At 65.9% G+C, this 21,330-nt stretch carries 15 protein-coding genes; 6 read left to right on the top strand and 9 right to left on the bottom strand.

Going from position 1 to position 21,330, the window contains the following annotated elements; all coding sequences use genetic code 11:
* Positions 1-76: 76 nt before the first annotated feature.
* Entirely contained in the window at positions 77-1,816 is a 1,740-nt protein-coding gene (locus KPL76_RS13510) for a sodium:proton antiporter (protein WP_216333993.1), read from the top strand.
* Positions 1,817-1,991: 175 nt separating this feature from the next.
* Here the strand turns inward: KPL76_RS13510 and KPL76_RS13505 are convergent, their stop codons facing one another.
* Genes KPL76_RS13505 through KPL76_RS13495 form a run of 3 tightly spaced genes read right to left on the bottom strand, consistent with a single transcriptional unit; the run spans position 1,992 to position 5,185 of the window.
* Positions 1,992-3,155: an Mrp/NBP35 family ATP-binding protein gene (locus tag KPL76_RS13505; RefSeq protein ID WP_253202261.1), complete on the bottom strand. Its 1,164-nt coding sequence runs from the start codon at positions 3,153-3,155 to the stop codon at positions 1,992-1,994.
* The gene (locus tag KPL76_RS13500) at positions 3,148-3,909 is read right to left on the bottom strand and encodes a DUF1003 domain-containing protein (RefSeq protein ID WP_216333992.1); all 762 of its coding nucleotides are present in this window, start codon (positions 3,907-3,909) and stop codon (positions 3,148-3,150) included. The genes KPL76_RS13505 and KPL76_RS13500 overlap by 8 nt, the downstream gene beginning before the upstream one ends.
* Entirely contained in the window at positions 3,899-5,185 is a 1,287-nt protein-coding gene (locus tag KPL76_RS13495; RefSeq protein ID WP_216333991.1) for a magnesium transporter MgtE N-terminal domain-containing protein, read from the bottom strand. The genes KPL76_RS13500 and KPL76_RS13495 overlap by 11 nt, the downstream gene beginning before the upstream one ends.
* A 178-nt stretch (positions 5,186-5,363) precedes the next feature.
* On the opposite strand from KPL76_RS13495, the gene KPL76_RS13490 reads away from it, so the two are divergent.
* Positions 5,364-5,909 (top strand): general stress protein, encoded by a 546-nt coding sequence (locus tag KPL76_RS13490; RefSeq protein ID WP_253202052.1) that lies wholly within the window; start codon positions 5,364-5,366, stop codon positions 5,907-5,909.
* Between the two features lie 193 nt (positions 5,910-6,102).
* On the opposite strand, the gene KPL76_RS13485 is transcribed toward KPL76_RS13490, so the two are convergent.
* On the bottom strand, positions 6,103-7,701 hold the full coding sequence (locus tag KPL76_RS13485; RefSeq protein ID WP_216333990.1) for an aminopeptidase P family protein: 1,599 nt from the start codon (positions 7,699-7,701) through the stop codon (positions 6,103-6,105).
* 72 nt (positions 7,702-7,773) lie between these two features.
* A complete protein-coding gene (locus KPL76_RS13480; protein WP_216333989.1) occupies positions 7,774-8,517 on the bottom strand; it encodes a MerR family transcriptional regulator in 744 nt (247 codons plus the stop codon).
* Positions 8,518-8,689: 172 nt separating this feature from the next.
* Here KPL76_RS13480 and KPL76_RS13475 point away from each other — a divergent pair, with 172 nt between their 5' ends.
* Entirely contained in the window at positions 8,690-9,562 is an 873-nt protein-coding gene (locus KPL76_RS13475; RefSeq protein ID WP_216333988.1) for a PHP domain-containing protein, read from the top strand.
* A gap of 63 nt (positions 9,563-9,625) precedes the next feature.
* Here KPL76_RS13475 and KPL76_RS13470 read toward each other — a convergent pair whose 3' ends face one another.
* Both KPL76_RS13470 and KPL76_RS13465 read right to left on the bottom strand, forming a co-directional pair.
* Positions 9,626-10,996, bottom strand: a complete 1,371-nt coding sequence (locus KPL76_RS13470; protein ID WP_216333987.1) for a DUF445 domain-containing protein — start codon at positions 10,994-10,996, stop codon at positions 9,626-9,628.
* Positions 10,935-12,659 carry a DEAD/DEAH box helicase gene (locus KPL76_RS13465; protein ID WP_216333986.1) on the bottom strand — a complete coding sequence of 575 codons (1,725 nt, stop codon included), beginning with the start codon at positions 12,657-12,659 and terminating at the stop codon, positions 10,935-10,937. The genes KPL76_RS13470 and KPL76_RS13465 overlap by 62 nt, the downstream gene beginning before the upstream one ends.
* A 303-nt stretch (positions 12,660-12,962) precedes the next feature.
* Here KPL76_RS13465 and KPL76_RS13460 point away from each other — a divergent pair, with 303 nt between their 5' ends.
* Positions 12,963-13,679 carry a ferritin-like fold-containing protein gene (locus KPL76_RS13460; protein ID WP_216333985.1) on the top strand — a complete coding sequence of 239 codons (717 nt, stop codon included), beginning with the start codon at positions 12,963-12,965 and terminating at the stop codon, positions 13,677-13,679.
* A 25-nt stretch (positions 13,680-13,704) separates the two neighbouring features.
* Here the strand turns inward: KPL76_RS13460 and KPL76_RS13455 are convergent, their stop codons facing one another.
* Entirely contained in the window at positions 13,705-14,010 is a 306-nt protein-coding gene (locus KPL76_RS13455; RefSeq protein ID WP_216333984.1) for a hypothetical protein, read from the bottom strand.
* Positions 14,011-14,022: 12 nt separating this feature from the next.
* A complete protein-coding gene (locus KPL76_RS13450; RefSeq protein ID WP_216333983.1) occupies positions 14,023-14,247 on the bottom strand; it encodes a DUF3107 domain-containing protein in 225 nt (74 codons plus the stop codon).
* Positions 14,248-14,421: 174 nt separating this feature from the next.
* Between KPL76_RS13450 and KPL76_RS13445 the strand changes: the two genes are divergently transcribed.
* On the top strand, positions 14,422-17,904 hold the full coding sequence (locus KPL76_RS13445) for a PD-(D/E)XK nuclease family protein (protein ID WP_253202051.1): 3,483 nt from the start codon (positions 14,422-14,424) through the stop codon (positions 17,902-17,904).
* A complete protein-coding gene (locus KPL76_RS13440; protein ID WP_216333982.1) occupies positions 17,901-21,212 on the top strand; it encodes an ATP-dependent DNA helicase in 3,312 nt (1,103 codons plus the stop codon). Before KPL76_RS13445 ends, KPL76_RS13440 begins: the two co-directional genes overlap by 4 nt.
* Positions 21,213-21,330: the final 118 nt, after the last annotated feature.

Raw genomic sequence — 21,330 nt, 5'->3', positions numbered from 1 at the left:
CCCCCTGACCCCGCCGGTCGCCCTAGCGGGATCGTTCCCCGACAGCAGCCGTCTCGCTCCCCGGTAAGCTTGGTTGATGGAGCTGGGGATCTATGCGGTGATCGGTGTCGCCGTCATCGTGGCTGTTGCGGCCTTCTCCAAGCGGCTCGGAATCGCAGCCCCGATCATCCTCGTCGTCGTCGGCGTAGGCCTCTCGTACCTGCCGGGTGTGCCCGACATCGAGATCCCGCACGAGTACATCCTGAACGGCTTGCTCCCGCCGATCCTGTACGCCGCGGCCATCAGTGTGCCGATCGTCGACTTCCGGCGCAACCTGGGAACCATCACGAGCCTGTCGGTGGTGCTGGTCGTCATCACCGCGTTCGGCACGGGTTTTCTGCTGTACACGATGCTGCCCGACCTCAACCTGGCGGCGGCGATCGCCCTGGGTGCGATCATCAGTCCGCCAGACGCTGTCGCTGCGACATCGGTGGGCAGACGGCTCGGCCTGCCGCCTCGTCTGCTGACGGTGCTCGAAGGCGAAGGGCTCGTGAACGACGCCACCGCCTTGGTCCTGCTCCGGTCAGCCACAGCGGCGGCGGTGGGGGCCCTGGCGAGCCCGTGGGCGGGCGTACTCGACTTCGTCTTCGCGGTGGTGGTCGCCATCGCCATCGGGCTCGTGGTGGGCTTCGTGACTGTATTCATCAGGTCGAAGCTCAATGACCCCGTCCTCGATACGGCGATCTCGTTCGCAGTGCCCTTCGCCGCTTTCATGCCCGCGGAGGGTGTCGGCGCCTCTGGGGTACTCGCCGTGGTGATCGCAGGGCTCTACACCGGGCATGCCGCCCCGAGCGCTTTCTCTGCGCAGTCCCGCATCAGCGACCGCATCAACTGGCGCACCGTGCAGTTCTTTCTCGAGAACGGCGTCTTTCTGCTGATCGGACTCGAGATCCGCACGCTGATCGACAATGTCAACGACGAGTCGTCGCCCCTTGGCGTCTGGGAGTCGATCGGAATAGGTTTGCTCACCACAGTCGCCCTGATCCTGCTGCGATTCCTCTGGGCCGGCCCTCTCGTTCTCGGCCTGCAGTGGCGCGCCCAGCGTGCCGAGAAGACGACGCTCCGCTCGCGACTCGCCCTCGACTACGTGCAGAGCCAGCCCGTGACGAGCCCTCGACAGGCCCGAAGACGCAAGATCGCCGAGCGCTCCTACACGCGTCGGCGATCAGACCTCCAGCAGTTGCGGAATGAGGGTATCGACTGGCGTGGCGGCGTGGTCATCGGCTGGTCGGGCATGCGCGGGGTGGTCACGCTCGCTGCGGCCCAGTCCCTGCCTGAGAACACGCCGTACCGGGACCAGCTCATTCTCATCGCCTTCACCGTGGCCGTCGTGACCCTCGTGGTGCAGGGTGGCACCCTGCCGTGGGTGATACGACTGGTGGGCATCCAGGGCATCGATGTCGCCGAAGACCGGCGTGAACTCGCGCGGCTTCTCGATGAGATCAGTGGCGAGGGTCTTCAGGTGCTGGATGATCCGGCCAGGGCCCTCGGCGAAGAATCCCCGGTCGACCCCGATGTGGTGGAGCGTGTGCGCCAGACGTCGTTCCTCCGCACCGAATCGGCCTGGGAGCGCTCGATGGAGCTGACGGCCGGAACCGACGAGACTCCTCACCGCGTGTACCGGGAGCTGCGGCTCGCGGTCGTGGAGGCGGAACGGGCGGCACTGCTGGACGCACGCAGCCGGGGCGCCTATGCGTCACGAATCCTCGCAGAGGCCCAGGCCATGCTCGACGTCGAGGAGACCCGCCTGCGACCGCGCACCGGCACGGGTCACTGACGGGCAATTCGGCCTGCCGTCCAACCGTTCCCTGCCCGAGCGTGCCGACAGATCGACGATTGGTCGATGAACCGAGCGACTGCGGGAGGCGTCTTCGGAAATCCGGCGAACGTGAGCCTGACCGTCGAAAATAGCGAGGCGGTGGGGCTGAGGTTCGTCCGTTTCTGCCCGCGCGTCAGCGCGGCGAGACGCCGAGCGGGCGCCGGGCGAGGCCGCGGGGGCGCGAGGCCAGCGTTTCGGCGATGGCCAGGATTGCCACGCTTGCAGGGTCGGTCGGGTCGCTCAGTACGATCGGCGCACCAGAGTCGCCGCCGGTGCGCAGCGCCACGCTCAGCGGGATCGAGGCGAGCAGGGGTACGGCAGCATCCTGGCCGGCTGAAAGGCGGCGCGCGACCTCCAGCCCACCGCCTGAGCCGAAGAGCTCGATCACGGTGCCGTCGGGCTGGGGCAGCCCCGCCATGTTCTCGATGACGCCGACGATCTTCTGGCCGGTCTGGCGGGCAACGACGCCCGAACGCTCTGCCACGTCGGCGGCGGCAGGCTGGGGAGTCGTGACGACCAGTACCTCGGCGTGGGGGAGCAACTGCCCCACCGAGATCGCCACGTCGCCGGTGCCGGGCGGCAGGTCGAGCAGCAGAACATCGAGGTCGCCGAAGTACACGTCGCTCAGGAACTGCGTGATGGTGCGGTGCAACATCGGCCCGCGCCACGCCACGGCGGCGTTGTCGTCGACAAACATACCGATGGAGATGACCTTCACGTCGTAGCCGACCGGCGGCAGGATCATGTCGTCGACCCGCGTCGGTTTCACCGCGACCCCGTCGTGGACGAGCCCGAGGATGCCCGGGATCGAGAACCCGTACACGTCGGCGTCGACGATGCCAACTGCGAGCCCGCGGGCCGCGAGGGCGACCGCCAGGTTCGCGGTCAGGGTCGACTTGCCGACACCACCCTTGCCACTGGTGACGGCGTAGATGCGGGTGAGCGAGTCAGGGCCGAACTGCATCTGTCGAGCGCCACCGGCCCCCCGCAGCTTCTCGGTCAGGGCCGTACGTTCGTCTCGCGACATCACGGTGACATGGATGCTCGCGGCCGTCACACCCGCGACACCCAGGGTGGCCGCCCGAACGTCTCGTTCGATCGCTGTTGCGGCCGGGCATCCGGTGATCGTGAGCTTGACGACCACCGAGGCCATGCCGTCTGCGTCTACAGAGACGTCACCGACCATGTCGAGTTCGGTGATCGGCTTGCGGATCTCGGGGTCGATCACCCGGGCGAGGGCGAGCAGTACGTCGTCGGCGAGGCCGGAATCGGCGGTACTGACCGGATCCTCAGGCACTGCCAGGCTCGACTCCGGCGGGCTGAGGATCGCCGGTGGGCGCTGCAGCACGAGTCTCTGCGCCCTCAGGTCGACCGACCTCCGGTTGTCGGGCGCTTCGGGTCTCACTTGATCGGGTCTCACTTGATCGTGATTCGCCTGGTCGTGATTCGCCTGGTCGTGATTCGCTCGGTCGTGTGTCGCTCGGTCGAGGCTCGCCGGTCTTGCGTTTGCCGCTGCGTTTGTCCGGCCGCTTCGAGCCAGGGCCGCCCTCCTCGGCAGAGAGTTCCTCGAGGAGTGCGCGGAGCTCGCCCCTGATGAAGTCCTTGCTGGCCATGTCCTGCATCGCCAGGCGCAGGGCGACCACCTCGCGGGCGAGGTACTCGGTGTCGGCGAGGTTTCGTTCGGCGCGCTGGCGATCCTGCTCGATCTGCACGCGGTCGCGGTCATCCTGCCTGTTCTGGGCCAGAAGGATCAGCGGGGCCGCGTACGACGCCTGCAGCGACAGGATGAGTGTCAGGGCGGTGAAACCGATCGCTGCGGAGTCGAAGCGCAGGTTGTCGGGCCCATAGGTGTTGAAACCGATCCAGAGAACCACGAAGCCAGTCAGGATGATCAGGAACCACGGCGTTCCCATGCCGCGGGCGATGGCCTCGGTCGACCGGCCGAAGCGGTCGCGGCTGGCGCGGTTGCGGCCGGGAAGCACGCGAGAACGCAGGCCCTTGGGGGAGTCGAGCCGGGCGTCAGGGGTCCGGGTGATGGAGCTACGAGCCATTGCCGACTCTCCTTCCGCGTAGTGGTGTTGCGTTGATCACCGTGCCGTCGTGACTTCGCCAGTCGTCAGGCAGCAGGTAATCGAGAACATCGTCAATGGTCACCACCCCGACAAGACGGTGGTTCTCGTCGACGACGGGCACCGAGACGAGGTTGTAACTGGCCAGGATGCGCGACACCTCGGCGGCGGAGGTGTCGGCCTTGACCGGCTCGAGGCCGTCGTCGAGCAGGGCGCCGAGGCGTTCGTGCGGCGGGTAGCGCAGCATCCGCTGGAAGTGCACCATGCCAAGGAACCGTCCGGTCGGGGGTTCATACGGGGGCAGCGTGACGCAGATCGCGGCCCCGAGCGCGGGAGCGAGCTCGTGCCGCCTGATGAGGGCGAGTCCTTCGGCGACGGTCGCGTCGGCCGACACGATGATCGGCTCGGTCGTCATGAGGCCGCCCGCCGTGTCTGGTGCGTAGGCGAGCAGCATACGCACGTCGTCGGCTTCTTCGGGCTGCATGAGCTTCAGCAGTTCTTCACCGCGGGCCTCGGAGAGCTGCGCGATGAGGTCGGCCGCGTCATCCGGCTGCATCTGGTCGAGCACGTCGGCGGCGCGGGTGTCGTCGAGTTGGTTCATGATCTCGACCTGGTCGCTCTCGGGCATCTCCTCGAGAACGTCGGCGAGCCGGGCATCCGGTAATTCTTCTGCGACTTCGAGCCTGCGCAGGTGCGGCAGGTCGAGCAGGGTGTTCGCGAGGTCGGCCGGCTTCATGTCGCCGTAGGTGGCGATCAACTGTTCGGCGGACTGCGACTGGCCAGTCTGGTTGCGCTCTCTGACCTCTGCCCACGTCGCGAAGACGGTGGGGCCCTTGCCGAACGGGCTGGCACTCGTCTTTGGGCGCCGCAGGAAGAGCTGGGAGACTGCCCACTCGCCGGGGCCGGACTGCTCGATGGCGACGTCTTCGATGGTCGCCTCGCCGGAGCCGTCGGTGAAGACCACCTTGCGACCCAGTATCTCGGCGATGACCCGCACTTCGCCGCCGCGCTGTTCGAATCGTCGCACGTTCATGAGGCCCGTGGTGATGATCTGGCCGCTGCCGATACTCGTCACTCGCCCGATCGAGACGAAGACCCGCCGTTTGCCGGGAATCTCGACGATGAGCCCGACGAGCCGGGGCGTGTCTGGACTTCGGTACACCACCAGTACGTCACGCACCTTGCCCAGGCGGTCACCCGCGGGGTCGAAGACGGTGCACCCGGCCAATCTGGCAACGAAGACTCTGGTGGCACTCACGCTACTAACTTAGACCGTCTGTGTGAACAGACCCTCCGTGCCGGCACCCTGCGCTGCAAACCGTGAGCTGCGAACTCTCTGCTGAAACGCGTGCTCTGCAAACCCCGGAGTGCCCGTTGGCCCTGGCACTTCGCCCTGCCACCCCCACGCTGCCGGATGCCCGTGGAAGAATGGGTTCGTGACGAATCAGATGCCCGGCATGGGACGCAACCCCCGAACAACCCCGCGGATTCCCCGGGGCGAGGTCGTCGAGACCTTCGAGACCTACGAAGATGCGCAGCAGGCCGTCGACGTGCTGGCGCGAGCGGATTTCCCGGTCAACCAGCTGGCGATCATCGGTAGCGACCTCAAGACGGTCGAGAATGTGACGGGCAAGCTGAGCTACGGCCGGGCGGCACTGGCGGGGGCATTCAGCGGTGCGTGGATGGGCCTGTTCTTCGGCCTGCTGCTGGTGATCTTCTCACCGAACGCGACGTCTTTCGGCTTCGTCGCTGCTGCGATCCTGATCGGCGCCGGGTTCGGCATGCTCTTCGGAATAGTGTCGTACACGATCACCCGTCGCCGACGCGACTTCACCTCGACCATGCAGGTCGTCGCCACGAGCTACTCCATTTTGGCTGACCCCGAAGTGGCGAACCGGGCCCGCAACATCATCGCTCCCGACGCGACCTGGGGCCAGGCGCCAGCACCGCAACACCCCTCAGACCCACTCTCCGCGCCCTGACCCCCCCCGTGGCCCAGGCGCCGAGATCGAGTTGCCCGAATGTGCAGGATTCGGGTGAGTTCTTCGCACCTTCGGGAAAGTCGCTGGTGCTCGTGCTCGTCCTCAGTTCCGCAGCGTTGTGCCGGGCTGTGAGCGAGCGGCCGTTATAGGCCGCCCGCCGCCCTCACCGTGCCGGGGTGTGAGCGAGCGGCCGTCATAGGCCGCCCGCCGCCCTCACCCATGACTCGACATCGTCAGCCGAGCGCGGGATCGCAACCGACAGGTTCTCGGCTCCGGTGGGCGTGACAAGGATGTCGTCCTCGATGCGCGCGCCGATGCCGCGGAAGTTCACCGGCACCGTCAGGTCGTCTGGCTGGAAGTAGAGCCCAGGTTCGATCGTGAAGACGTTGCCGGCTTCGAGTACACCGTCGAGGTACATTTCACGCCTCGCCCTGGCGCAGTCGTGCACATCGAGGCCGAGGTGATGGCTCGTGCCATGTACCATGTAGCGTCGGTGCTGCTGGTTCTCGACTTTGATGGCCTCTTCGGCACTCACAGGCAGCAGGCCCCACTCGGCCGTTCGGCGGGCGATGACGGCCATGGCGGTCTGGTGGATCTCGCGAAACCGGATGCCGGGGCGCACGATGGCGAAGGCGGCGTCGGCGGCCTCGCGCACGGCTTCGTAGATCATCCGCTGCTCTTCGCTGAAGGTGCCGGAGACAGGCAGGGTGCGCGTGATGTCTGCGGTGTAGTAGCTGTCGGCTTCGACACCAGCGTCGATGAGAATCAGGTCGCCGGGGACCACGGGGCCATCGTTGCGGGTCCAGTGCAGAATGCAGGCGTGCGGGCCGGATGCGGCGATCGTGTCATAGCCGAGTGCGTTGCCGTCTGAGCGCGCGCGGCCATAGAACACACCCTCCACGAGACGTTCTCCGCGCTCGTGAGCGACGATCCGTGGCAGGTCGGCGATGATGTCGTCGAAGCCTCGTGCGGTTGCAGCGATGGCAAGGCGCATCTGGGCGATCTCGTACTCGTCTTTCACGAGCCGCAACTCAGCGAGGTCACGTTCGAGCAGGTCGGAGGACGCGCTCCTGTTGCCCACCGTGTCGAGTTCAGCGAGTTCGAAGGCTTCGCCACGGCTCGCGTCGACCAGGGCTGTGAGCGCGGGATCGGCCTCGCGGACGATGCGGGTGTTCTCGTCGGAGGTCTCGACGACCTCGTCGAGTTCGGCGATTCCGAAGGTCTGCAGGCCGAGGTCACTGGCGACCTGCGCAAGCGAGGGGCGTGGGCCGATCCAGAATTCACCGATCTCGGGGTTCGCGTAGAACTCGTCGGAGTCGCGGCCGGCGCGCTCGCGGAAGTAGAGGGACGCCGTGTGGCCTTCGCCGCCGTTGCCGGCTTCTGGGCTGTCGATCGGTTCGAGCACCAGCACCGACCCTGGCTCGCTGTCTGAGCCCCACCCGGTGAGGTACGCGAAGGAGGTGTGGGCTCGGAAGGCGAAGTCGGTGTCGTTCGAGCGCTGCTTCAGTCGACCGGCGGGGATGATCAGCCGCATGCCCGGGTACATCGCCGAGATGCGTGCGCGACGGTCGGCGGCGAAGGGGGCCTGTTCGCGGGCGGGCGGCAGAACATCCGTTCGCTCGGCCCACCCTTCGGAGATGTAGTGCTTGAAAGCCTCAGAGCCGGGGGTCGTCGAGCGGTTCGAGGTGGCGCGAGGGGCGGGGCTTGCCGGATCGGTGCCTGGAGAAGCGGTGCCTGGTGAAGCGGTCGTTGAAGCGGTCTCTGTCACTGCAGTGTCTGTCGAATCAGCCATACTCCATTGTCTCGCTCGTGACAGGCGATTGCGACTCGGGCGCCGGAGGTGCGCCAGGGGCCTCTGGTTACCTCAGCGAAGCATCGCGGCAAAGGCGATCATCGCGTCGCGCACGTACCGGGCGCCGTCGATGCCGCCGTAGTTGACGCTGAACCGTTCGTCTGCGACATACATGTCAGCAATGCCGACGAACTGCTCAGAGGTGGGACTGGCACCGCCCCAGGCCGCCGTGATCCAATCGAAGTGTCGTTTCACGATCTCGTGCACGGTGCTGCTGTCGACGCCGAGAGAGGCCCCGTGGGCAGCCGTGAATGCGTCTTGGATGCTGTGTTGTTCGCGCGCGTGGTCTGTTCGGCCATCGGTCGTCAGGGAGTTCCACCACCGGCTCGACTGCGCATATGCCTCGGCGCCCCAGTTGTGCTCGACCTCGATCTTGTACTGGGTGTGTTCAAAACCCTCGAACATCTCTTCTGCCACGAGTTCTTCGCCTCTTTCCATTCTTGAGATTGTGAGTTCGACCGAGTCGATCTGACGGTCCAGCCGTTCCTTTTGCTGATGAAGCCCACGGAGGTGGCTTCGCAGAGCGTCTCCGTTGTTGCCTCGATTGGCGAGGATCTCAGCGATCGAGGGGAGTCCTACGCCCAGCTCCCGGAGGAGCAGGATCCGTTGCAGCCGGGCCAGCGCTGCCTCGTCGTAGTAGCGGTAGCCGTTCGACCCCACCCGGCTCGGTGCCAGCAATCCGAGGGAATCGTAGTGGCGGAGAGTTCGCGACGTCGTGCAGGCAAGGCGGGCGACGTCGTTGATCGACCACTCCATCCCAGGATCTCCTTCCACGTTTTCATCGACAACTGAACTGTAGAGATTGACGTCGCGTCAATGTCAAGGGCGCGGATGTGAGGTGGCCGGGTCTGTCACGACCACCATCCGGCCAGCGCAACGCCACCCGGCATGCGGCAAGCGTATCGATCGCACGCCTTAGCATGGGGGTATGCCTGACGTTGCACCCGCGTTCCGCGGTCCTGTCGATCTTCACACTCACAGCAGTGCGTCCGACGGAACGGAAACCCCGTACGAGGTCGTGCGGTCTGCACACGAGGGAGGCCTCGGAACGATCGCCCTGACCGACCACGATACGACGGCAGGATGGGCATCCGCCTCGAAGGCCGCCCGCCACTACGGCCTGTCGCTGATCCCCGGAATGGAACTCAGCACCCGGCAGGAGTACACCAGCGTTCACCTTCTGGCCTACCTCTTCGACCCCACAGACGAAGCGCTGCTGGCCGAGACGACCACGATCCGCAGCGCCCGAATGAAGCGTGCCGAGAGCATCGTGGCCCGCATTTCAGAGGACTACGACCTCAGCTGGCAGGACGTCCTCGACCAGACCACCGAAGGGGCGACCATAGGCCGGCCGCACATCGCCGATGCCCTGGTTGCCAAAGGCCTCGCACCGACGCGGAGTCATGCCTTTCAGGGCATATTGCACTGGAAGGCAGGCTACTTCCAGCCGCACTACGCCCCGACGCCGCTGATCGGCGTGCAGCTGGTGGTGGCGGCCGGGGGAGTGCCCGTGCTCGCCCACCCGGGAACGAGTGGTCGCGATCGGGTGATTCCCGAATCCAACCTGCGCCGGCTGGTGGATGCTGGACTCTTCGGTCTCGAGATCGAACACAGCCTCAACACAGCCGACGGCAAGACCAGGCTCTACGAGCTGGCGAAGAAGTTCGGGCTCGAGGTCACGGGTTCGAGCGATTATCACGGCTCCGGGAAGCCGAACCGGCTTGGCGAGAACACGACGCCCCTCGAGGTTCTGCAGAAGATCGTCGATCGTGCGACGGGTTCGCAGCCGATCCACGCGTAACCTCGGGGCCCAAGCGTGACGGCTGATCAGCCACGGCCGATGCGTCAGTATCGACGCTCTCGATCAGCTGGTGAGTGTAACCACGGCCTGGGCGACCGTGAAGATCGCCAGGCCTGCCAGCGAGCCGACGACGGTCCCGTTGATGCGGATGAACTGCAGGTCTTTTCCGACCTGGATCTCGATCTTCTGGCTGGCCTCGCGGCCGTCCCACCGCTCAACGGTCTCGGCGATGACGGCGGCGATGTCGTGGCGATAGTTCTGCACGAGGTGGGCGGCGGCGTTGCCGACCCAGGTGTCGACGGTGAGGGCGAGCCGGGCATCCGAAACCAATCGCGCGCCGACGTCGGCGAGGGTGGATTGGATCGACAGGCGGAGCGGGCTTCCTGGGGTGGCCAATGACGATTGCAACGCCGACTTGATCGCGTCCCAGGCCAGACCGGCCAGTTCGCGCAGTCGCGGGTCGTCGAGCAGGTTCTCCTTGACGCTCTCGAGACGGCGCATCATCTCGGGGTCGTGCTGCAGGTCTGCGCTGAGCTGCAACAGGTAGGTGTCGAGGGCAAGGCGGAGCTGGTGCGTGGGGTTCACCTGCACCGACTGCACGAATTTCAGCGCTTCACGGTAGACGCGCTCGTCGACCAGCTTGTCGACGAATGACGGCAGCCAGCTGGGAAGGCGCCGCGACACGAGCTCGGTGAACGAGTCGGGGTTGGCAGCGAGCCACTGTTCGGTCTTGTCGACAAGGAGGTCGACAGCGAGGTGGTGATGGCCGGATTCGATCACCTTCTGGGCGAGCTCACCGATCTGGGCAGACCAGTCGCGACCGACCAGATGCATTCGCGCCAGGCCTTCGATCACCTCGCGGATCTCGTCGTCGCTCAAGAAGGTGAGGGCGCCCTGCAGCCCACTGGCGAGTTCCTTGGTGATGCGCTCGGCGTTCGCTGGTTTCGAGAGCCAGCTGCCGACCACCCGGGAGACACCGACGTCGGCGAGTTTCTGGCGCACGATCGCCTCGGAGAGGAAGTTCTCTTCGACGAACTCGCCGAGGCTGGCCCCGATCTCGTTCTTGCGGGTCGGGATGATCGCCGTGTGCGGAATCTTCAGCCCCAGCGGGTGCCGGAACAGCGCGGTCACGGCGAACCAGTCGGCGAGGGCACCGACCATGCCGCCCTCGGCGGCCGCGCGCACGTACTGCAGCCACGGGTAGCGTGACTGCAGGGCGAACGCCACCGCGAAGATCACGGCCATCACGAGCAACAGGCTTGTTGCCAGGAGCTTCATGCGGCGAAGCGCCTGCAGCTTCACGATCTCGTTCGGGGTGAGCGAGTTCGGGGTCAGCGGATTCGGTTGCCCACTGCTCACTGTGGGGTCTGGCTCACTCGGGGCGTGGTGCGCGGTTGCGCGACCGGGTGCGCCGGCGTGGAGCGCTGTTGCCATCGTGGTGTTCGTGGCCCGCGTGTGCCTGGCCGCCTACCGGGGCATCACCTGCTGCGTCCACTGCGCCCGAGAAGCTGACTGCCGTCGTGTCGCCGGCCAGGCCGCTGGCCGCGACCTCGGTGGTGGTGGTAATGGATGCTCCGCTTCCGTTGGGGCGACGGTTGCGCGACCTCGGCGGGCGCTCGCTGCCGCCTTCACGGGGAGCCCGACTTTCACCCGAGCCGCCAGCGTTCGAGTTGCCGCCGCGTGACCCGCCGGTAGAGCCCTCACGCGGAGCGCGTGGCGGCCGATCCGCAGCGTCGACACCCTTTGCCGGGGGAGTCGGCTTCAGGCGGCCCTTTACGCCTGCCGGGATGTCGAGGTCGGTGAAGAGGTGCGGGGAGGAGGAGTAGGTTTCGACCGGCTCCGGCTGGCCCATGTCGAGTGCCTTGTTGATGAGCGCCCACTTGTGCAGATCATCCCAGTCGACGAAGGTGACCGCGATACCGGTCTTGCCCGCGCGGCCGGTGCGGCCGGCGCGGTGCAGGTAGGTCTTCTCGTCTTCGGGAATGGTGTGGTTGATGACGTGTGTCACGTCGTTGACGTCGATACCGCGGGCGGCGACGTCGGTGGCGATCAGAACGTCGCGCTTGCCGGCCTTGAACGCGGCCATGGCGCGTTCACGCTGCTCCTGGTTGAGATCGCCGTGCACGGCAGCGGCATTGAACCCGCGGTCACCGAGCTCTTCGACCAGCCGGGCAGCCGCACGCTTGGTACGGGTGAAGATGACGGTCTTACCGCGGCCGTTCGCCTGCAGGATGCGCGCGATGACCTCGTCTTTGTCGAGGTTGTGCGCGCGGTAGACCACGTGCTTGATGTTCGCCTGGGTCAGGCCTTCGTCGGGATCTGTCGCGCGGATGTGGATCGGACGCGTCATGAACCGGCGTGCGAGCGCGACAACCGGGCCGGGCATCGTCGCGGAGAACAGCATCGTGTGGCGGCCGGCCGGCGTCTGCGAGAAGAGCTTCTCGACGTCGGCGAGAAAGCCGAGGTCGAGCATCTTGTCTGCCTCATCGAGCACCATGACGCGAACGTTGGCGAGCGACAGCAGGCGTTGGCCTGCGAGGTCGAGAAGACGGCCGGGGGTGCCGACCACGACCTGCGCGCCGGCCTTCAGCTGCTCGATCTGGCCCTCGTACGACTTGCCGCCGTAGATGGCGATGACCGTCGTGGGCCGGTTCTTGGCTGCAAGCTGCAGGTCTTCGGTGACCTGTACGGCGAGTTCACGGGTCGGAACGACCACGAGCGCCTGCACTCCGGGAGCCGGGTTCTGCCCGAGGCTCTGCAGCAGAGGGAGGCCGAAGCCGAACGTCTTGCCAGTACCGGTCTTGGCCTGGCCGATGATGTCCTGGCCCTCGAGGCCGAGCGGGATGGTCTGGGTCTGGATCGGGAAGGGGTGGATGATGCCTTTCGACGCCAGCGCATCGACGAGGTCCTGGTCGACTTTGAGATCGCTGAAGGTCGATTCATCGATGACCGCGTCGGGAAGTGTGGGGTCCGGTGCGATCACATCGATGACCGCGACCGCATCGATCTCGACAGCATCGATTGCGTCCGCATCGATTACGTCTGCATCGATGCCTGTATTTGTACTGGATTCGGTGTTCGGTTCAGAGAATGTCATTGGGGGTGCCCTGTCGTTGTGTGGGCTACGCCTGAAAGTGAAGAGTCCTGAGAAGTGCACCTGGAGTGAAACTGAGCTGCACACCGTGTACTGCTCGGACACGATGTGCCCGGATACGCGATCTTCGACAGAACTAGGGCCGGCGATGGCGCCTGGCTGGGGGCGTAGACGCCCCGATTCGTGTCAGGGCTGCGTTCAGTTTAGCCGAGCATCCGGAATTCACCGCCGTGGGGCGCGCTTCGGCGTTCGAGTGTCACCGAAGTAGTCGATCGGTAGCCCACTGCCAGCCGGTAGACTCGCCGGGTGTTTGATGTTTTCAAGCGCCCAAAGGTGCGCATCGAGGTTCCGCGGCTGAAGCCGCGTCGGCCTCCCGCGCTGACCGAGCGCGTCAACCTGGCTGAGCTCACGCCGGAGATCGTGCCCTATCTCGGTCAGGCGGCCTACATCCAGCTCTCGGTGTTCGAGTCGCTGGCGCGAGCGGTGATGCTCGCGCCGAACGTCGGGGCGAAAGAGTTGCTCGGGCCGGCTGCGGGGTTCGCCCTGGCCAAACACGAGAAGCTGACGGCCGAACTTCGAAGGCTCGTCGCCGAGCCATCGAACGTCATCGAGCCGTTTGCGCCCGCCATCGACAGGTATTCAGCGGAGATCCGCGGCGGGGATTGGTTCGAGTCGTTGACGAGCATCTATCTGACCGCCGGGATTCTCGACGATTTCTTCGTGTTGCTGGCAACGGGTCTCGAGGGCGATGTCGGCCCACGTTCGGCCAGGATCGTTGCAGGTGACGATGGCCGCCAGGTGATCGTGACCCTGCTCTCCGACGCGATGTCGGCCGACCCCCTGCTCAGCTCGCGCCTTGCCCTCTGGGGGAGGCGACTCGTCGGCGACACGCTTCTGGTTGCCCGGTCAGCCATTCATCACAGCGGGAACCCGCAGAACGATGAACAGCGGATCGAGCCGGTGTTCACGGAGCTGATCGCCAAGCACAGCCGGCGCATGGACGGGCTGGGGCTGACCGCCTGAGCGGTGCGGTGACCCGAGGAGTTGCCTAGACCGCTCGCGCTTTGGGAGACAGAAGGGCACTCAGCTGGGCCCGGTCCCTGCTGCGCCTGGAACGCCCGATGGTCACGGCCGAAACCGAGACGACGGCTGCGGTGAGCAGGAGCGTCGTCGTCCAGATCCAGCCGCCATTCCAGGCCCAGCCGAGCCAGGTCAGGGCCTCCCACACGACCGAAGCGGTGACCGCCCCGATCGCGGGGATGAGGAACGCCCCATGCGTCTCCCTCAACGGAAAGAGGTAGCGTGCTGCCAACCCCAGAATGATTCCGGCCAGGACGACGAAGAGAAGTTCCATAGTGAGCTGACCCTAGCCGACGAAGCCGATTCGGCGGGTGTCTTCTGAGCCGATCTCGACGTAGGCGAGGCCGGTTACGGGAACGAGGTAGAGCTTGCCCTTGCTGTCTTTGAGCGACAGGTGACCAGTGCCGGAGGCGAGTGCGTCAGAAACCAGCTTCTCGATCTCGTCGGGAGTCTGGGTCGACTCGAAGCTGAGTTCTCGGGGAGTCTGTGTGATGCCGATACGAATTTCCACCAGGTGCGCCTTTCAACGGTTGAGTGATCGTGTGCTCTGATCACCACAGCCCAGATTACGACAGTTCCCCTGTGCCGAATCGCCCCTGCGCGCCCGCAGGCCCTCAGCCCTGAGCGAACACCTGTCGAGATCGTGCGGCGGTGGGTGTCGCCGGCGGTTGCTAGCGTTGCAGGCGTGGACGACGAACCCGAAGCGAAGCGCACCCGGCCAGACGCATCCCCGCAGCTTCCGGCATCGCTCGAACACGACACATCTCTGCTGCTCGACGAATCACTGGGCCTCGACGAATCACTGGGCCTCGACCAATCACTGAGCCTCGACCAATCACTGCGCCTCGACGAATCACAACAGGCAGTCCTACGCCTCCCGCACGGCTCATCGGTCGCTGTCATCGGTGCTCCCGGCTCCGGGAAGACGACGGTACTCGTCGAACTCGTCGCCGATCAGGTCACGCGACGTGGATTTGCGCCGTCTGAGATTGTGGTGCTCACTCCCACAAGGCAGTCCGCTACACGCTTGCGTGACACGCTCGCGCTCAGAATTGCGTCGCCCACGAACGGTCCGCTCGCCCGAACGGTGAATTCGCTGGCCTTCCAGATCGTGCAGGCGCAGGCCGCGCGCACGGGGGCCGCCCCGCCTGCGCTCCTGACCGGGGCAGAACACGACAGAATCATCGCTGAGCTCATCGAGGGTCACCTCGAAACCGACACAGGCCCCCAGTGGCCAGACCCATTGCGCCCCGAAGTGCGGGTGCTTCGCGGCTTCAGAACAGAACTGCGCGAACTCATGATGCGCGCAACAGAGGAGGGCATCTCACCCCGGCAACTCAGGGAGCTCGGGAAACGACACGATGTCGCCGAATGGGTGGCTGCTGGTGAGTTCGCGGAGGAATACCAGCAGGTCGCCTCGAGCTTTCGCGATTCGTACCTCGACTCTGCTGAGTTGATCGCAGAGGCTCGCCTCGTTGTGGCTCGCGGCGAGGCCGAGGTGTTGCGCGGGGTGAAACTGGTGGTCGTCGACGACTTTCCCGAGCTCTCGAGCGGGGCCGTGAACTTTCTCTCGACCCTCGCACGCAGCGGAGTTGCGATCGTCGCCTTCGGGGACCCCGACGTAGCCAGCGCGAGCTTTCGTGGCGGTTCGACCGACAGCCTGGGGCGCCTGGGTTCGGTACTCGCCGTTGCGACGGAGCCCACGATGTACCTGCAGGGTGTGTACAGGCATGGCCCGGGCATCCGGAGTCTGGTTCAGCGAGCGACAGCGCGCATCGGTGCTGCAGCGGCCGGGCGCCAGCGGGCAGCACTGAGTGTTGGTGGCGGCGATGACCCGCAAGCGAACCCGAGGGCTGAAGAGTACGAGGGTGCTGGAGCGGCAGCAGCGCCGGCCGGGATCGACCACCCTGTCGTGCGTATCGAAGCGACCTCGCCTGCCGCCGAGGTGGCACAGATCGCCCAGCTTCTGCGCGAACACCACCTGCTGCGAGGGGTCCCGTGGCGAGAGATGGCGGTCGTCGTGCGATCGGGCGGGGCGATCTCGTCGTTCGCCAGGGGGCTTGCGCTGGCCGAAGTGCCGACGGCCACCACGACGGGCGGTCGTGCACTGCGCGACGACTACTCGGCCCGTCATCTCGTCACGGTCATCTCGGTCGCGACGGGAGTGCAGGAGCTCGATGACGAGACCATCACCGAGTTGCTGCTGGGGCCATTCGGGGGCCTCGATGCCGTTTCGCTGCGCCGGTTGCGGCTCTCACTCCGCCACGAAGAGCTGGCGGGTGGAGGCAATCGTTCGGCCGAGCTGCTGTTGCGGGAGGCGCTTGATGCACCCGGTCGACTTGTCACCATCGACTCGTCGCCCGCGCGCAGGGTCGCCCGCCTGGCCGACAGCCTGGGTGTCGTCAGGAGCATGCATGCGAGCGGAGCCAGCATCGAGGAGTTGCTCTGGTCGGCCTGGAGCCGGAGCGCACTTCCCGATCTCTGGCTGGCCCAGTCCAGGGGGTCGGGAATTCTGGCGGACGAGGCCAACCGCAACCTCGACGGTATCGTCGGCCTGTTCACTGCGGCAAAGCGCTTCGTCGAACGCAGCCCCCATCGCCCCGCAACCGAGTTCCTGATCGACGTGCGCGAGAGCGAAGTGCCAGAGGACTCTCTCTCACCACGCGCTGCCGGTGATTCTGTGTTCGTCTCCACTCCGACGGGCGTCGTCGGCGTCCAGGTGAAGATCGTCGTGATCGCCGGCCTCCAGGAAGCGGTCTGGCCGAACCTTCGTCTGCGCGGCTCGCTGCTGCACCCCGACCGGCTGAGCTCTGTGGTGGCTGGTCTTCCCTCCGCGGATCAACACTCCGCGGATCATCGCGCTGCCGATCAACACTTCGCTGGGCAGGGGGCCGGCGCAATCGATGACCGCGCCGAAGTGATGGGTGACGAACTCCGGATGTTCGTGCTCGCGGCCTCGCGGGCCACCACCCAGGCCGTGCTCAGCTGCGTCGCGAACGACGACGAACAGCCGTCTCCGTTCCTGCGGCTCGCTCCCGAGGCTCCGGTGATCGGCCGGGCTGAAACCAGTGGTTCACCCGCTCTCACACACCCGTTGACCTTGCGAGCCTTGACGGGCACCCTCCGCCGGGAACTCGCAGTAACGGGGCGCCCAGAGGCGGCGACAGCACTCGCTCGTCTCGCTGCCGAAGGAGTGCCCGGCGCGCATCCGGCCAGCTGGTTCGGGTTGCTCGACCCGTCGACGGTTGAGCCGCTGGCTGATCTCGACGACCCTGAGGTGTTCGTCGATGTCTCGCCGTCGAAGCTCGAGACTTTCGAGAAATCACCCTTGGCGTGGTACATCGACAAAGTCTCCGGCAGTACCTTCGGCATGGCGGCCAGCATCGGCACGATCGTGCACTCAGTGATGGAGGAAGTGGCGGCCCAAACCCAGCCAGACCTGAGTGTGACTGCACTCTGGGGTCGACTCGAGGAACGCTGGAATGAGCTCGACTTCGAGTCACTGTGGCTCGCCGAGAGAGAACGTCGGCGCACATTCCGGCGCGTGGAGGGTCTCTCCGAGTATCTCAGGGAGTTCGAACGCAGCGGAGGGGAGCTGGTCGGCGGCGAAGCCGGGTTCGTCGTAGAGGTCGGTCGCGCGCGGTTGCGCGGAACGATCGATCGCCTCGAGCGTGGTCCGGATGGCGTCGTCAGTGTCGTCGACCTGAAGACCGGTGCATATGCTCCGTCTGCGCTCGGCGTGACCGAACACGCACAGCTCGGCAGCTACCAGATCGCACTGCTCGCAGGGGTGGTCAACCCCGCGCCGAAGGAGACTCCGGCAGAATCCTCAGCTGAATCCTCAGCAGCGTCCCGAACCGAGTCCCCAACTGAGTCGCGAACTGAGTCGCGAACTGGGCCCATCGTCATCGACCCGTCGCAGAACGGCGGTGCCGTTTTGCTCTACGTGGCCCTCAGTGCGGGCGCCGGATCGAAGAAGGTGCTCTACAAACTGTTGACCCAGCCACCCCTCGACGAAGAGTCAGAGCAGTTCTTCCGCGGCCGCATCGAGCGTGCCGCGCTCGGCATGGCCGGAACCGTCTTCCCTGGCCGCGACGGCCTCGGCGATCGCGACCCCCACGGATCCTGGCGCTATCGGATCCACCTCGTGAAGGCAGTCTCATCATGATGATCAGCGCGCTCGAAATCGCTGGGAAGCTCGGTCTGCCGGCACCCACTCCGCAGCAACAGGCGGTGATCGAGGCCCCTCTCTCCCCGAGCATCGTGATCGCTGGCGCTGGCAGCGGCAAGACCGAGACGATGGCCAACCGGGTGGTCTGGCTCGTGGCCAACAATCTCGTTCCGGTCTCGGAGATCCTCGGCCTCACTTTCACACGGAAGGCGGCAGGGGAGCTCTCGCAGCGCATCCGGTCACGCCTCGACCAGCTCGCGGCAGCGCAGCGCGGTGATGCAGCCCAGCGCAGTGATGCAGCGCAGCGCGTTGCTGCAGCCCAGCCCAGCGCCGGCGTGCAGCCCAGCGACGCCTCGCAGCCCACGATCGCCGCATTCGATCCGTTCGACGCGCCGACCGTGGCCACGTACAACTCGTTTGCCAACAGCATCTTTCGAGACAACGCCCTTCTCATCGGCCGCGAGGGTGATTCGGGCATCCTGAGCGAAGCATCCGCGTGGCAGATGGCGCGAAAGATCGTGACGAGCAGCACGGATGATCGGCTCATCACCCTCGACAAGCCCATCGACTCGCTCACCGAGGCCGTACTGTCGCTCAGCCGTGCCATGAGCGAGAACGTGGTCACGCCTTCCGAGGTCATCGCGCTCGCCTCCGACTTCGAGCAGCTCGCCGACCTGCCGACGGGCTCGACACGCGTGAAGACACTGAACGCCTCCCTGCGCGATGCCATCGTCTCCGTGCAGGCGCTGCCGGTGCTCGTCGATCTGGCTGAGCAGTACTCCGCCGAGAAGATCCGGCGCGGCTTCGTCGAGTACTCCGACCAGGTCGCCCTCGCCCTTGCCATCACCGAGCGAGTGCCCCGAGTGATCCCCGACTATCGCGGCCGATTCCGCGTCATTCTGCTCGACGAGTACCAGGACACGAGCGTCGTTCAGACAAGGCTCCTGTCGCAGCTCTTCGGTGGTCAGCCGGTCATGGCTGTGGGCGACCCGCACCAGTCGATCTACGGCTGGCGCGGCGCAAGTGCGGCAAACCTGGCGACGTTCGCGGTGGACTTCACCGGAAAGCGTGACGGCGCCAGGTCTTTCGCGCTCTCGACCAGTTGGCGAAACCCGCTCCGCGTTCTCGATGTCGCCAACACCCTCGTTGCGCCCCTCACGGCGGCATCGGCCGTTGCCGTCGAACGCCTCGAGGCGCGCCCCGATGCTGGCACGGGCATTGTCGATGCCTTCTACGGCGAGACGGTCACCGATGAGGCCGAGGCCGTCGCCCGATGGCTCAAGCACCAGCTCGCGATCCCCGATTCCAGGGGCGCGGTCAGGTCGGCAGCCATGCTGTGCCGTTCGATCAAGAAGATCGACGCCTTCACCAACGCGCTGGCCGAACACGGCGTGCCGTTTCACGTGCTGGGGTTGGGGGGCCTGCTCGAAGAACCCGCCGTCGCTGACCTCGTTTCGGCGCTCAGGGTCATCTACTATCCGGCGGCCGAATCCGAACTGGTGCGACTGCTCACCGGAGCCCGATGGCGTGTCGGCCTTCGTGATGTTCTCGTTCTCAGTCGTGTCGCATCATGGCTCGCCGAACGCGATCATCATTTCGCCACTCTCGATGCGGGCGTGAAACAGCGTCTGCGCAACTCCGTGGTTGCCGACGAGACCCGGTCTCTGGTCGACGCTGTGGACTTTGTGGCGACAGCGCCTGCCGGTCACCGCATGCTCGAAGGCTTCAGCGAGGCGGGGGTTGCCCGCATCCGCCAGGCGGGGTCCCAGCTCGCGTTCCTCCGCACCCGCACCGGTCTCGACCTTCTCGACCTGGTGAATCTCGTCACCCAGGAGCTCCTGCTCGACATCGAGGTGGCAGCGAACGAGAGGTCGTACCTCGGCCAGGCCAGTCTCGACGCTTTCTCCGAGCAGGTCACGGCGTTCGTCGCCGCGGATGCGACCGCGGGCCTCGGCGTCTTCCTCTCGTGGCTCGAAGAGGCCGAGAAACGCGACAAGCTCTCCCCTCGGTCCGAGGAGCCAGAACCCGGAACCGTGCAGATCCTCACCATCCACGGCGCCAAGGGCCTGGAGTGGGACGTCGTTTCAGTGCCGCGAATGGTCGAAGACGAGTTGCCCGGCAAGGTCCAGAGCAAGCAGGGGTGGCTTGCGTTCGGCGAACTTCCGTTCGAATTCAGGGGCGACGCCGCCGAACTGCCCTTTCTGCCGTGGCGCAGCTGCGACACCCAGGCCGAGTTCGCCACCGCGAAGTCGGAGTTCAACGATGAGATCGTCGACCGTTACGCCGAAGAGCAGAGGCGACTCATCTACGTTGCGGTGACCCGTGCCAGGCAGAGCCTCCTCCTGAGCGGCTCGTTCTGGTCGATCCAGACGCAGCACCGCGGCCCTGGCCTGTTTCTCACCGAGCTAGCAGGTCACGGGCTCATCGCACCCGATGCCCTTCCCGACGCCCCTCAGAACGAACAGAATCCGCTGCCGGAGTCGGTGCGGCTCGTGCCATGGCCGAGTGACCCGCTGGGTTCACGACAGGCCAGGGTGGATGCTGCGGCAGAACTCGTGCTGAGCGCTGACCCCACGCTCGAGACCGAGTGGTCGAACGACATCGACCTGTTGCTCGCCGAACGCGCAGCCTCAGCAGCGGGGGAGCCCCTGGCCGTACCCGTTCGTGTAGCCGCCTCCCGGTTCAAGGACTACGTCGGAGACACGCCCGCGGTGCTGCGGCAGCTCCGACGCCCGATGCCTGAGCGCCCCTACCGCCAGACCAGGCTGGGCACGCGCTTTCACACCTGGGTGGAGAACCGGTACGGCATCATCGGCGGGTCTGAGCAACTCGATGCATCACTGCTCGAGCTCGACGCCGACGAAGCGCTCGACAGTGACGGGCTGCTGGTCGCCACCAGGGTCGCAGACACGGCTGAAGACGAAGCCTTGCGAGCGCTCCAGGCAACGTTCGAGGCATCGGAGTGGTCAGGGCTTGCGCCGGTCGACGTCGAAATCGAGATCCACCTGGCGCTGGGCGGCCACATCGTGGTCTGCAAGATCGATGCCGTCTTCGACAGAGTCGGCCGCTATCAGATCGTCGACTGGAAGACCGGGCGTGCCCCGGTGGACGCAGCCGATCTCGAGGCGAAACAACTGCAGCTGGCGCTGTACCGACTCGCGTACTCGAAATGGCGCGGAGTCGAACCCGAACTCATCGACGCCGTCTTCTACTTCGTGGCCGTCGACGAGGTCATCGCACCCGCGCGGGTCTACTCCGAGACTGAACTGCTCAGACTCTGGGAGGCCGTCGAGGCGCAGGTGTAGTGCTCACGCGCCGGCAGTGCTCATGCGCCTGCAGTTCTCAGGCGCCTGTAGTTCTCGGGTGCCTGCATTACTCGGCAGGCCCGAAGAATCAGTCGGCCTGCCGAGTGGGAAAGACGGC

The organism is Subtercola sp. PAMC28395 (assembly GCF_018889995.1).
Classification (GTDB): domain Bacteria; phylum Actinomycetota; class Actinomycetes; order Actinomycetales; family Microbacteriaceae; genus Subtercola.
This window is presented reverse-complemented; position numbering and strand designations above follow the sequence as displayed.

Bases quoted from the DNA above. Each gene is read 5' to 3' on its own strand.
- KPL76_RS13440 (WP_216333982.1), top strand. From the start codon at position 17,901: ATGATGATCAGCGCGCTCGAAATCGCTGGGAAGCTCGGTCTGCCGGCA.
- KPL76_RS13485 (WP_216333990.1), bottom strand. From the start codon at position 7,701: ATGGCTGATTCGACAGACACTGCAGTGACAGAGACCGCTTCAACGACC.
- KPL76_RS13480 (WP_216333989.1), bottom strand. From the start codon at position 8,517: ATGGAGTGGTCGATCAACGACGTCGCCCGCCTTGCCTGCACGACGTCG.
- KPL76_RS13500 (WP_216333992.1), bottom strand. From the start codon at position 3,909: ATGGCTCGTAGCTCCATCACCCGGACCCCTGACGCCCGGCTCGACTCC.
- KPL76_RS13465 (WP_216333986.1), bottom strand. From the start codon at position 12,659: ATGACATTCTCTGAACCGAACACCGAATCCAGTACAAATACAGGCATC.
- KPL76_RS13455 (WP_216333984.1), bottom strand. From the start codon at position 14,010: ATGGAACTTCTCTTCGTCGTCCTGGCCGGAATCATTCTGGGGTTGGCA.
- KPL76_RS13470 (WP_216333987.1), bottom strand. From the start codon at position 10,996: ATGGCAACAGCGCTCCACGCCGGCGCACCCGGTCGCGCAACCGCGCAC.
- KPL76_RS13475 (WP_216333988.1), top strand. From the start codon at position 8,690: ATGCCTGACGTTGCACCCGCGTTCCGCGGTCCTGTCGATCTTCACACT.
- KPL76_RS13510 (WP_216333993.1), top strand. From the start codon at position 77: ATGGAGCTGGGGATCTATGCGGTGATCGGTGTCGCCGTCATCGTGGCT.